At 43.2% G+C, this 12,357-nt stretch carries 10 protein-coding genes; 2 read left to right on the top strand and 8 right to left on the bottom strand.

Going from position 1 to position 12,357, the window contains the following annotated elements; genetic code table 11:
• Nucleotides 1–3 precede the first annotated feature (3 nt).
• Entirely contained in the window at nucleotides 4–1,053 is a 1,050-nt protein-coding gene (gene asd / locus A0128_RS21640; RefSeq protein ID WP_069609824.1) for an aspartate-semialdehyde dehydrogenase, read from the bottom strand.
• 64 nt (nucleotides 1,054–1,117) lie between these two features.
• Nucleotides 1,118–2,683 (bottom strand): hypothetical protein, encoded by a 1,566-nt coding sequence (locus A0128_RS21645; RefSeq protein ID WP_069609879.1) that lies wholly within the window; start codon nucleotides 2,681–2,683, stop codon nucleotides 1,118–1,120.
• Nucleotides 2,684–2,780: 97 nt separating this feature from the next.
• Here A0128_RS21645 and A0128_RS21650 point away from each other — a divergent pair, with 97 nt between their 5' ends.
• Complete coding sequence (locus A0128_RS21650; protein WP_069609825.1) at nucleotides 2,781–4,322, top strand: hypothetical protein; 1,542 nt, start codon at nucleotides 2,781–2,783, stop codon at nucleotides 4,320–4,322.
• On the opposite strand, the gene A0128_RS21655 is transcribed toward A0128_RS21650, so the two are convergent.
• Nucleotides 4,307–5,755 carry an MBOAT family O-acyltransferase gene (locus A0128_RS21655; protein WP_069609826.1) on the bottom strand — a complete coding sequence of 483 codons (1,449 nt, stop codon included), beginning with the start codon at nucleotides 5,753–5,755 and terminating at the stop codon, nucleotides 4,307–4,309. The genes A0128_RS21650 and A0128_RS21655 overlap by 16 nt on opposite strands.
• A 13-nt stretch (nucleotides 5,756–5,768) precedes the next feature.
• Here A0128_RS21655 and A0128_RS21660 point away from each other — a divergent pair, with 13 nt between their 5' ends.
• Nucleotides 5,769–7,367: a PP2C family protein-serine/threonine phosphatase gene (locus tag A0128_RS21660; protein WP_069609827.1), complete on the top strand. Its 1,599-nt coding sequence runs from the start codon at nucleotides 5,769–5,771 to the stop codon at nucleotides 7,365–7,367.
• Nucleotides 7,368–7,421: 54 nt separating this feature from the next.
• Here the strand turns inward: A0128_RS21660 and A0128_RS21665 are convergent, their stop codons facing one another.
• The 5 genes from A0128_RS21665 to A0128_RS21685 all read right to left on the bottom strand — a co-directional run bounded on the left by A0128_RS21665 (nucleotide 7,422) and on the right by A0128_RS21685 (nucleotide 12,194).
• Complete coding sequence (locus A0128_RS21665) at nucleotides 7,422–7,637, bottom strand: hypothetical protein (protein ID WP_069609880.1); 216 nt, start codon at nucleotides 7,635–7,637, stop codon at nucleotides 7,422–7,424.
• Nucleotides 7,638–8,314: 677 nt separating this feature from the next.
• Entirely contained in the window at nucleotides 8,315–8,695 is a 381-nt protein-coding gene (locus tag A0128_RS21670; RefSeq protein WP_069609828.1) for a phosphatidylinositol phospholipase, read from the bottom strand.
• Between the two features lie 47 nt (nucleotides 8,696–8,742).
• Nucleotides 8,743–9,651: a hypothetical protein gene (locus A0128_RS21675; RefSeq protein WP_156781960.1), complete on the bottom strand. Its 909-nt coding sequence runs from the start codon at nucleotides 9,649–9,651 to the stop codon at nucleotides 8,743–8,745.
• 161 nt (nucleotides 9,652–9,812) lie between these two features.
• Nucleotides 9,813–10,826 (bottom strand): hypothetical protein, encoded by a 1,014-nt coding sequence (locus A0128_RS21680; RefSeq protein ID WP_069609830.1) that lies wholly within the window; start codon nucleotides 10,824–10,826, stop codon nucleotides 9,813–9,815.
• A gap of 3 nt (nucleotides 10,827–10,829) precedes the next feature.
• Nucleotides 10,830–12,194, bottom strand: a complete 1,365-nt coding sequence (locus tag A0128_RS21685) for a helix-turn-helix domain-containing protein (protein WP_069609831.1) — start codon at nucleotides 12,192–12,194, stop codon at nucleotides 10,830–10,832.
• Nucleotides 12,195–12,357: the final 163 nt, after the last annotated feature.

Here is a 12,357-nt window from a genome sequence, read left to right on the forward strand (position 1 = left end):
GTATCATCCAAGGAATTTTTTTTTGTAAAGAAGTTCTGCATTTAATAATGCAGCGCCGGCGGCGCCCCGAATCGTGTTATGACTCAAGACGACATATTTCCAATCTAAGATCGGATCCGGTCTCAGACGGCCAATGACCGTAGTCATTCCCCGTCCGGTTTCCAGATCTAATCTAGGTTGAGGACGATCTTCTTCTTCTCTATAAAGAATCGGAGGATTCGGAGCCTGAGGAAGTCCTAACTTCTGAGGTTCTCCTGAAAAATTTTTCCAAGCGGAAAGAATCTCCTCTTTAGAAGTTTTCTTTTTGAGTTTAACGGAAACACAAACTGTATGTCCGTCAAAAACGGGAACCCGGTTGCAATGCGCCGAGATCGGAAAATCCGCGTGAACGATTTTCCCATTCTCCACTTTTCCCAGACATTTCAGAGGTTCGATCTCGGCTTTCTCTTCTTCACCGCCGATATGAGGAACCACGTTTCCGAGAATATCCATCGTTGGGACACCGGGATAACCCGCTCCGGAGATAGCTTGCATAGAAAAGAGCATAACGGACTCGATTCCAAAAAGATCATACAAAGGTTTGAGAGAAATGGTTACTCCCATGATCGTACAATTCGAGTTTGTGATGATCTTTCCTTTTGTCTTTTGAGAAGAAAGAACATCGAGATGAGAAGAGTTTACTTCCGCGGAAAGAATCGGAACGATCGGATCCATTCTATGATTTTTAGAATTGGAAATGATATGAACGCCCGCAGTTGCATACGCGCTTTCCACTTCACCGGCGATACTCGCATCCAAACCGGAAAATGCTAATGCGACACCCTTTGTTTTTTCAGGATCAGGAGTTGTGATGACAATATTCTTAGCATAAGCAGGGATATCAGAGGAGATCTTCCATCTCTTCTTCATTACATCCGCGTATGTCTTTCCCGCGCTGTTTTCGGAAGCGCAGAGGTGTGTAACCTCAAAGTACGGATGATTTTCCAGCAATTGAATGAATCGCTGACCTACGGAACCGGTGGCGCCTAAAACGGCAACTTTAACCCTGCTCATATTTTATTTAAACGGTGAAACCCGCCCTCTCAACTTATAAAATTCGCCTCTTACGGCTTGTTTATCAAGGTTTTACAGGTTTATCACCCTGTCTTTCAGAAATTTGGACGAATTGTTCTGCATAAATCGAACTCATTTTAATCATTCCCGGAAAAGTAAAGTGATGATAATCGCTGAAGTCCTGCATCCGGAGAGAATGTTTCAAATCGCTAAAAACGACTCCGTTTCCGGAAAGGTTTTTTAAGAATTCGAGATGATCTCTATACCAAGGCGAATCGGCATACCAACCCAAGCTGATCGGATTCTCCGGGTTATTGATGATCCAAAGAGGAATTTGTTTTTCCCTAAGGAAACCGGTCAGCTTTTTCAAATATTCAAAATGGAGAATGGGGACAAACTTCTCTTCGGCGATTCGGTGTTTGGCGTCGTGGAGCGCGATCAGATAACCGATTCCGGGCCTCTGAGCATAGTCGTCCAACAGACGGAAATTAAAATATTTAGAATATTCTAAATCGCTCATATCTAAATATCTCAGATCTTCCAGACGCTCTTCCCTCGTATATTGCATCCCGTTTCGAGGAATGTCGGCTCCAAACGTCTGCTGAAGACGAACTCCCAGAGAATCATAGTTCCAGTCCTTGTTTTCTCCTTCCGCATAAAAAGGAACCCAGGTGTTCGAAACTTCCGCCGCGATCGGAAAATTCTCCGATCCGTCCGCAAACGTTCGATCCGGAAGAATTTTTTTCCAACCGGGATCGGTAAACGTAAACGATTGAACTCCATTCTTATTTTGGAATGTGATTTTCACCGGTCCAGCGCGGAGAATTTCGGGAACGATCTGAACCAAAAAACCTTCCTTCTTCATCTTTGGAGTCAACACGAATGAGAATTTTTTACCGGTCCAACCGAGGGACGTCACCCTTTCCGGAATCTGGACCCCGTTGTAACCGTGATAACTCGTGTTTCTTCCATAACGATGATCGTAGAGAGATCGAAGATTCTTCCAAAAAATATCCTTATATCTGTAAAAGCCGAAAAGATACGCCGCGAAATATTCGGAAGTTCGCGCAAAACCGAGAACTGAAAAAAATTCCTTCGCGGTTTCAAGAGGAAAGATAAAACGAGATTGAGGAGCTTCAAAAAAATTCAGCGCATCCAACGTAAGAATCTCGGAAGAAATCGTTTCGTTTTTGCTCGAAGGATCCAGAGAATACGCGCGATGTAATCTCCAATCGATAAAGTTGATAGGAAAGACTACGAAGTCCGGCTCCAAGTCCGCGATCTTTTTTCTGCAAAGCCAAGCATCGAGAGGAGTCATTCCCGCATAAGATAAAAATTCCACTTCGACTTGTTTTCCGGTTCGTTTAAAAATTTCATTCTGAAACGACTCTCGATCCAAAGAATAGTGCGCGATACTCGAACCTATGATCAGAACCCGGGGATGACGTTTCGGTTTGTCAACTAGAGAATGGTATTCGTAGAGGAAGTTATAAAAGTGATTGGAACTCCAAGGAGACTCGTTCGGAACCTTCCAGATCAAAACACGGAAAAAAAGAAAATCTAAAACGAATAAGAACAAAAGTCCGGTTCCCAATAGAACCCAATGTTTCTTTCCAGCCGAGTAACTCATCTTAGGAAGAATGGTTTGATACAAGCCCTCGCTTGTCCAGGATTACTTCTTTTTTTAGCTTTACCCGATGGAGAATCTATAAATCCTTTCGGAGAGAATGTTGAAGTATGGACTCACCCTAATCTTATTTTTTGTTTCTCTCTTTGTTTCTCTGGCTTTAAGTCCAGAAGGAATCTACCAAAACTCGGATATTCTTTATTTGCCGGCTCTTGCCTTGGATCTGTTTCGAGACGGGGGCAATTTTCTATCTTGGTCCTTCACTCCTTCTCCGTATTTTTTTCCGGACTTTCCTATCGTATCCGTTCTCTTTCTGATCTTCGCAAACGCACAAAAGGCTCTACTTGTGTTCGCATTTTTACAAACGATTTTGTTTACCGTTTTGATGGAACGTTTTTGGATCTTTCAGAGAGAAGAAAAAAAACGAAATCAACTTTCTAAAAGAGATTCCAGAAGAATCAAATCTTGGATCCTTCTCTTTGTCTCGTTTCTGCTCCTCGCGGCTCCGAACTTTCCGACGCTCTATATTCTTTTTCTTCCATCGATTCACGCGAGTGCGTTTCTCGTGACTCTCTATGCTTGGCCCCTTCTTCATACTCAGTTAGAAAAACGACAAAAAGTAATTTTGTTTGTGTGGATCGTATTGACCGTCGCTTCCGATCGTATCCTCGCCGTGGAGCTCGTGTTTCCAGGAATTTTGGCCGGATTCCTCTTTTCCTCTCGAAAAGACTCCGATTTCAGCTGGAAACGATTCTTTCCGGAAAGTTCTAAAATTCTTCTTTTCGCGGGGATCGCGGGTTTGATTCTTCACGCGATTTTAAAATCGTTTTTATACATTGAAAAACCCGGAAAGATTCCTGCGTTAGTCGCCTTTGCCCAAGCGCAAAAAGACGGAGTTCGTTTTTTTACCGAGGCTCAAACCTGGATCGAATCCGGATTTAAAGAAAACTTCCCCGTTCCCGCCGTATTATTCATTCTTCTTTTGATCGCTCTTATTTTCGGTCTCGCGAGAATTCGCAAAAACAAAACAACGGCTTTTCTGTTTTTCTTTTTTGCGATTCTTACAGTGGCCCCGATCGCAAGCGGATCCTATGTAGACCAATACAGTCTACGTTATGCGGCACCGGCCTTGATTCTTGCGCCGTTCTTTCTGATCTCGATCGCCGGTTTCCCGAAAAGAAATCTCACACTCGGAATTTTTCTTTTATTTCTTTTACTTTGGAAAATCGGCGAAAAATCCCCCGAAGGGTTCGAAAACAGGCTGATTCGACTCGCCCAGTGGGTACCACAGGAAACGGTCTGTTTGGACGAAATCGCAAAAAAAGAGCCGATCACACTCGCCGTTGCCGATTTTTGGACGGCGAAAAAGATTCTCGTCTTCTCAGAGAAAAAAATTCACGCCCTTCACGTCACCTACGGAACATTAGAAGGATCTCATACGATTTCCAATCGGGATTGGTATCTTAAAAATAATTCCGGAACCTTCGCCGTTTTTACAAAAGGGTTGGGGGAAGATCGGGTTTTGGAAGTGTACGGAGTTCCGTCCACAAAAGAGGCTTGCGGCGAAACTTCGGTCTTTCTCTACAAGGATTCAACAAAAATCCAAGAAGCCCTCAAACGACCGTTTCAGAAAACAAAGTAGAGAAAAGGTTTTGTCTCAACCGTAAGAACGACACCGACGATAAAACCGATTGCGCTCAAAAAGGCAAAGAGCGACCAATGAAGATTCTCGCGAAATCGGGAAAACGATCCGGAAGATTCTTCTTTTTTCCCGATCCAGGTAGCAAAGGCCAAAACTAAGAATACGGTTAAGAATTGAGACTGCATCGTGTATGTGGGTTCGATTCCTTCCGAGAAGCTAAACAGTTTTTTTAAGATTCCCAGAGCGGTCTCGAGACTTCGAGATCGAAAAAAAATCCAGATCAGGCAAACGGTAAGAATTACAAAAATCTGATACACAAAGTTAAATGCCTTTCTGACGGCAGAAGTCTCCGACCAGGAAAAACGAAAACGATCCCGAACAAACCGTTCCAAAACCAAAAACGCACCGTGTAAAAATCCCCAGATCACAAAGTTCCAACTCGGCCCGTGCCAGAGCCCGCCGAGAATCATCGTGATCCAAAGATTGCGATACGTAAACAAACCGCCGATTCGATTTCCTCCGAGAGGAATGTAGAGATATTCCCGCAGCCAACCCGAAAGAGAAATATGCCAACGTCTCCAGAAATCGGAAAAGCTCGTCGCGGTATAAGGAAGTCGAAAGTTATCCGGCAAACGAACTCCCAAAAGAAGAGCCGAACCGATCGCGATGTCCGAATAACCTGAAAAATCGCAATAGATCTGAGCGGAATAGGAAAGAACTCCCATCCAGGCAAAAAGACTCGAGACGTTATCCGGATATTGATAAGCGAAATCCGAAATCACAGAAATCCGATCCGCTATCACTGCCTTTTTTACAAAGCCTACGAGGATCAGCCAGATTCCTTCTCGAAGCGGAATATTCTCCCAGCTAAAAAGAGAACGTAATGCAGGCAAAAGAATTCGCGCGGAAACGATCGGACCCGCCACCAACTGCGGAAAGAAGGAAAGAAATAGCGCGTAGTGAAGAAAATTTTTCTCCGAAGGAATCTCTTTTCGATAAACGTCGATCGAGTAACTCAACGATTGAAACGTATAAAAAGAAATCCCCACCGGTAAAACGACTCGCAACGTCGGTTCCGATAATTCCCAACCCAAAGAGGAAAAAAGAATTCGAAACGAATCCGTAAAAAAGTGAAAGTATTTAAAAAAACCAAGAACCGATAGATTCCCAAAAAGAGACAAACCAAGAAGAATCTTTCGATTTCGAAGATTCTCCTGCGACCCCAGAGCGCGTCCCGCGGAATAATCAAGAACCGTCGTAAAAAGAATCAGAGCTCCAAAGCGATAATCCCAAGAAAGATAAAAGAGATAACTTACAAAGAGCAAAAAATAGAGAACGAAGGAATTTCGTTTTGGATAAATCGCCGCGAGAATCCATCGGACACACCAAACGATTGCAAAAAAAAGAAAGTACTGTGGAGTCGTAAAATTCATTGAAAGAGATTGTGTGTCCGGATCCAGGATTCCGAGAAAACCGAAATCCTCCAGTCGTTTTTCAATTCAGCGCGGGTTCCAGGGAGAAAAGAATCTGAAAGATTTATCAAACGAAATCATCCATTCGATTCAAAAAGCCGTTTCTAAAATTCCGGAATCGATGTCCGAAGACCTCGAATTCGAAGTGGAGATGTTTTTATCCAAGATAAAACTCTTAGAATGGAAAGAATCCAATCCGCAAGCGGAAGTGGATCGTCTTGAAATCAGACAAAATCTCTTTCTGATCCTAAGAGAAGACATGGTGTATTCTCTTCAAAAAATTCTTTCCGGAACCGAATTTGTAAACGAATCCTTTCCCGATCTCAGCCTCATTCAGAGGGAAATTCTCGCGATTCTTAAAGAATTGGGCAATTACCATCATCCACATTCGGGTCGAGATTATTCCCGCATTTCGCTCTTGGAATCTTGGTTTCAAGGTCTTTCTAAAACCTGGAACTTCAATCTGCAGAGGGTCGTTGACACCTTTCAAATCTATCGATGGAAACTGTATTCTTTCGCTCAGGAACGCCCGATCACGTACCAAAATCCGGAACAAGTCATTCAAAGAATTTTATCTCCCGAAAGTTCGGGCCTAAATTTCGCTCAGATTTACGATGCCGAAGTCCTTTTACGGAAGAATTTTCAGTTTTTCCTTTTGAGAAAGATCGGCGCCGAAAACAGGCTCCAATATCTGATTTCGGCCGAAATTCTCGGGATAGAATCCGATTCTCTGATTCAAACCCTCCATACAGTCATTTCCAATCGATTAGAAGAACTGCTCAATACGCGGCAGTTAGAACACGAGCACATCCTCAAGGAAAAACTCGACTTAGAGAAAGAATTCCGACAAGCCGAGAAAATTCAGAAAAAATCCCTGCACGCAGACCTTCCGGGTCCGGAAGAAAAGATAAAAATCGAAATCCTCTACAAACCCGTTTTGCCGGTAGGTGGAGATTTTTATACCGTCCGCCGAATTTCCGGCACCGAATACGGAATTTTTATCGCGGACATTTCCGGGCACGGAATCGGGGCAGCGCTCTTTTTCAACACCCTCAAATCCAGTTTTGAAAAGAATCGTTCCTATTGGGAAAGACCAGGAAAGCTCCTGAAGAAGATCAATGATGAGGTTTGCGGTAAATTAAACGATAATTTCATCACCGGAATCTATCTTTACCTCAATGTGAAGAAGAAAATATTAAAATACGCCAATGCTGGGCATAATAAAGGGATTATTTTTAATCATAATGAATTGCGTAATAAACTCCGTTTCCTCACGCCCGGAGGAAAGATTCTCGGGATTTTTCCAAAGATGGACTACAAGGAAAGGGAGTTTAAGCTTAAAGATGGTGATAGAATCGCTATTTTTACAGACGGAATCCCCGAAACCCACAATCCGGCGCAGTTGATGCTTGGGGACCGTGAATTCTATCGATGGTTAATCGCAAAGAAGACCGAGCCAAAAGAAAACGCCTCCGCAGCCGTCATACAAAGAATCGAAAGAGATTTAAACTTATTCCGCGGAGATCCAAAGGCAGAGGACGATATTTGCTTAATTTTAATCGATATACAGTAGATAAGGATTATTTTTAATCTATTAATAAGAATCAGTATTCATCCTTATTTACTGCTAAACAGTCCACTTATTTTTTACGCCACAGTTTGGGCAAATCGCTGTAATCTCCGCTTTTACCCGCTTTCCTTTTGGGGTCTCGATCTTCCCGATCGCCACAAACTCAAAATCTACCCCTTCTGCGACATAATGCCCCGCGCCGTATTTTGCAGATCCTTCAATCATATACGAGCAGGCGTGGCAACGAACTCTTAATTTAATTACTTCAGCCATTGGATTGCTTCTATTCTCGAGAAACGGGACCTCTTCGTAAAACACTTTTCCCTGACATCGTTGCATTGGCAGGAATTCTTCCTACACATGACAAATTGGCACCTTTTAAGTTGATATTCTACGCCAACTTAAACCCAGGGCTCGCGCAGTCTTGCAGGAGATCAAAAATCCCAAGTAGCCAAATGCCGTCGCTCACGACCTCATTTGTGCCCAGATATCGCCTATAGAACTGCTCCGAGTTTATTTTTTTAGCCGAAAGGCCATTTGCGCAAAGACAGGCCGTCAAATCTTCTCCAAACAAAGGATTCGTTTTTATGGGCAGAATAGCCAGTCTTCGCGAAACCTGCTCATCCTATACGCCTCCCTGCCTTCAGAAAAATCTCAACGCCACTGACCGAAAATAAGCAGTTACTTTAATGGGACAGAATCTATCCGAGCCCGTTTCTTAGAGAATTCGCGGCTTATCAAAATGCCCGGATCAAAGAATCAAGTTCAGGCCCTAACCTCTCGCAAGCGCCCAAAATTCAGCATGTCGGATGTCCGGCATTTCTATATTTGCCCAAATACGGCAACACCGGAGGTCAATTCGGCAGCCTGGTCGATATTTGGACTAAAAATGCCGCGCGGACGGCATTTAGAAATTGGTTTTTCCGCCCTGTGCGCAGCACAGGAGGTTTTTATCGTTTTACGGCTTTTTTGGAAGCCGCTTTCTTGGCGGCGATTTTTGAGGATTCGGCCGAGGCGCCGTTCTGTTTTTCGGAAGATTTAGAATGAGAAGGCGCATCAAAATTCGTATCAATCCCCTGCTTTCGGTTTCTTTTTACCATATATACAAAATGTCTTATATACTGGCCGTAGGGTTCGGGAAGAGTTTTAGGATCAAAATCGGTAGGATTGTCCAAAAGGGATTTTACAACAACCTGGCTTAGGTCTTCTTTGCTGGTCATCATTATCGTCTCAAGACGTTTACAGATTTCGTAATCATTTACTTCGAGAGACATCTTTTTCATTGCGTTCAGCAATTTTTGAAAAGAGGACCGTTTCACTTTGGAAGCCATAGACAAAGATTTTCAACCTCGGGCTGAAAAACAAACAAATTTAGATTTTATCCGACCAGAGAATCGAAAGGAGAATTTTTGAGGATGGAAGAAGAAAGATTCATCCCTTTCCTAGAGGAATGAACAAAGAAATTCATAGGAGTTCCTTCGTTCCAACTACTACTAATGGCTCTCCCTGGTTGAATCAGAATCTTGTTCATTTCTCCTTGATTCCATAAAAGGATTTCGGCTCCTAAGAAAGAATGCAGATTCTCCCTTGTTCCTGTCGCAAAGGATCTGGTAGAAAAGAAAGCGGCCGCCCTTTTCTCCTTCAGCTTGGCATCTTGAGCGAAATCCCCGAATGCCAAAACATCTCTTAGGTCTCTGTGCCCTGCGCTGTGAAAACCAAAAGCCGTTTTCTGGAACCGATCTCCAGGATAAAAACCTGCAAAAGCGGCGAAATTCCGACTGAATTGAAAGTGACTTTGTGAGAGGAAAGGCTTCTCGGAAGAACAAGAATTCTCCCAGAGATTCAGGAAAGTAAAAAGAGGACATTTCGCGTCGGCATAAACAGTCCATTGACCTTCATTCATCGAGCCGTTTTTCAAGAGAGAATTCGCGGCATCTTCTTGGTTCAAAATGGAATTCGAATTCAGAATTCTTACCGAGGACAAGGATAGAAAGATAAAATGGAAATTAGAATCCTTTGTAAAAGAAGAATCAGGACAACCTTTGAAACCGGCGCTCAAACTTTCAAAATGAGATCCGGAAAGTTCTGCTTGAGAGGAAGTTTGAATTTTGCTTGGACGAGATTTCTGTTTTTGAAAAAGGGCGATCCGATTCTTTTTCGAAACAAAAAAATCTTCCTGATCCAGATCTAAGTTTTTACTCAACGGAGAAGAAAGAACTCGATCCACTTCCGACTGATGAATAGAAATTTCAGAGGCTTCCGCGATCTCATTTTCTTCGGCAGACAAAGCTCCTGCGGTACCGAACCCGAGGGATCCGATAAGCAAGATTTGTGCCAGAAATTTTATTTGAGATCGAAAAAACATAGCAATTTTCTTTAATTTGCCCGTTTTTCAGGAAAAAGGAAGCCTTTTTTCACCTTTTTCGGAGTTTTTTTAAGAATTTTTGATTAGGCGCTTTTGCGGAAAAGGCGTTTCACGCGGAGCTTCCATTCCCAGAGAATGATACCTTTTTCTTCTTCTTCGGCTCGCTCTTGTTCTTTTTCCAGAAGCGCGTAACACATGCTCGCAATCTCAGGACCAAAATTCTTTTCGAGCTCGATTTCAAACTCCGGAACCTTCATTTCTAAAATCAATTCCGCCAGACGAAATCCCTCATCCAAACTCTGAAGTTTTGGCTTCACTTGTCTGAGTTCTTCTTTTTCAAATTCGTTGCGAATCATTACGGAGAAAAAAGTGCGAATGAAAGAAACCTCTTCCGGTTTTAATTGAAAATCCAGAAGGAGTTGTTTTACTTTTTCCAGATCCATTCTTCTCAAATGAATCCGGGCCAAAAAGACCGGGTTCCCGGAATGAATATTTAGATTTCCGGAATCCAAAATGTCCGCGGCGCGCACACGATTGAAATCGACGATTCCGGATTCTTTTCCTTTGACCGCTTCGGCCGGAACGGATTCTGCAGCCTTATGAAGGGCAACTTTTTTACGAACGATCAACATATTCAAGGCCGGAAAACGGATTTTCAATGTGATCAAATCTTGTCGCGGATAAGATTCGTCCAAAACCAGATGGTGCATATCCACGCCCTCATCCCTCGAACGAATCAGATCTTCGTTGTTTTGAAAATGATAAACTACGACCGGAAGGACGTCGCAGTCGCTTCCCGAGTTGAGAAAAATCGTGCGAACTTCATTTCCGGAATTCGAATGTTGATACGGAATTACGAGTTTCCCCTGTTTTACGTTTACAAAACTCAATTCTCCCAACCGAAAATGCGCGAGATTGAATTCCGACCCTAAAAAAACGACCCTTGGAACGGCCACGACAATCGAACTGTTTTTTGCTCCGCGAGGAACTTCCGGACCTTTTTGGGTAAAAACCACGTAGGTCATTTTTGCCAAACGAACTTTGACTAAAAATCCACCCGGAGTTTTTCGCTCCTCATATAAAGAATCAAGATCCACTTTTTAACCTATCTCCAACTGTTTCAGTTTGTATTGTAAGGACCCTCTGGAAATTCCGAGGGCCTTCGCCATTCGAATCTGATTGCCGCCGAATAATTTATGCGCCAGAAGAATTTTTTGTCTTTCGACTGCCTCGACTGCCCGGCGAAGATCCAAATCTTCCGAATCCGGAATGGTCAAAATTCTATCTTTACGTTCCTTTTTTTCCTGGATTCCAATCTCGGAACCGGAGGAACTCAAGATAGATTCTTCGAGAAGATTGCGCAAGCCGGAAAGATTTTTACTAAAATCCATATTTAGAATCTTTCCTAAATTTTCCTCCGAAAGCCGGAGATCTTCGCGGCCCAGAGATTCTTTTAGCTCCTCTAAGAGAAACCGAACCAGGGATTCTTTTTGCAAAGAATTTAAGTCCGCAAATGCGGGAACGGGAATGGTTCTCTGGAGAAGAAATTCTCGAAACGGACGAAAAATTTCGTTGGGTTCCGACCCGCTCGTCTCCGTAAAAATAAGACGAAACGGACTGGATTCTCCAGAAAGAATTTTGAAGAAGAATTTCTGTTGAACCGAAGTAAATTTTTGAGCGCCCTCGATCAAGATCGTACCGGAATTTGTCATCCGGGACCATTCTTCAAAAGACTTTTCGAGTTTGGAAATTTGCTCGGGTAAAAAGCCCAAAACAAGAATTCCCTTTTCCGGACTCAAGGTTCTGTGGATCCATTTCCCGAGTGTTTTTTTTCCAACTCCGGAAGAGCCCAAAATCCGGACCCAAGGACTTCTCTTGAGCCAATCCGGCATGGTCGTAACTGCACAGATTTCAGCCAAAAATTCCCCGACATTTTCTTTTCTCGGAAACTCCGGACGGAGGATCGAAGAAGACGAGGCTTTTAAAATAGAAAGATTTGGGAGAGAATTTTCGGAAATTTTCCGGGCGACAAGGGCCCAAAGCGCCAAGAGAGAATCCGAAGGTTTTTCCGGGAACTCAGCCAAAAAGAAACCGTCCAGAAAAGATTCCCCGCGAATTCCAACAACCAAACAACCCGCGGCGCGAGAATCAAAAAGCTCGTGGTCTTTGGAAGAAAACCAAAGCGGAAGATTTTCTCGATTTAGAATTTCGAGATTCCCCGTAGAACGCGATAAGAAAGAATAAAAAAAACCGTCTTCGCCGTAGCCGATTGCGGAAACTTCTTCGAGACTTTTGCCCTGATCAAAGCTAAAAGTGAGAACTCCGCAGAGCGCGTCCGAAAGCCGAATCCAGTCCTCAAATGCTTTTGAGAATTCTTCTTTTTTACGCAAAGAGGAAGAATTCTCTGAAAACAAAAGATTGATAAGGGACGGATGCACAAAGGGAAGATGTTTAAAATTAAGCATCCTGTCAACTAAGTACAGAGCCGATGTCGGACGTCCGACAAACGAATCTTGGAAGTTCTTTTTCCGTGAAAAAAGGCCCAATTTAAGATAAATGATTGAAGATAAAAAACCTTAACTCTATCTGGAATCGGAGCTGCAAAACAAGATTGTCCACTTCGATTTT

Origin of the sequence: Leptospira tipperaryensis, from assembly GCF_001729245.1 — a bacterium.
Classification (GTDB): Bacteria; Spirochaetota; Leptospiria; order Leptospirales; family Leptospiraceae; genus Leptospira; species Leptospira tipperaryensis.

What these genes read in the sequence shown, in the direction of transcription:
- asd (WP_069609824.1), bottom strand. Translation starts at nt 1,053, where the DNA reads ATGAGCAGGGTTAAAGTTGCCGTTTTAGGCGCCACCGGTTCCGTAGGT.
- A0128_RS21645 (WP_069609879.1), bottom strand. Translation starts at nt 2,683, where the DNA reads ATGAGTTACTCGGCTGGAAAGAAACATTGGGTTCTATTGGGAACCGGA.
- A0128_RS21650 (WP_069609825.1), top strand. Translation starts at nt 2,781, where the DNA reads ATGTTGAAGTATGGACTCACCCTAATCTTATTTTTTGTTTCTCTCTTT.
- A0128_RS21655 (WP_069609826.1), bottom strand. Translation starts at nt 5,755, where the DNA reads ATGAATTTTACGACTCCACAGTACTTTCTTTTTTTTGCAATCGTTTGG.
- A0128_RS21665 (WP_069609880.1), bottom strand. Translation starts at nt 7,637, where the DNA reads ATGGCTGAAGTAATTAAATTAAGAGTTCGTTGCCACGCCTGCTCGTAT.
- A0128_RS21670 (WP_069609828.1), bottom strand. Translation starts at nt 8,695, where the DNA reads ATGGCTTCCAAAGTGAAACGGTCCTCTTTTCAAAAATTGCTGAACGCA.
- A0128_RS21685 (WP_069609831.1), bottom strand. Translation starts at nt 12,194, where the DNA reads ATGCTTAATTTTAAACATCTTCCCTTTGTGCATCCGTCCCTTATCAAT.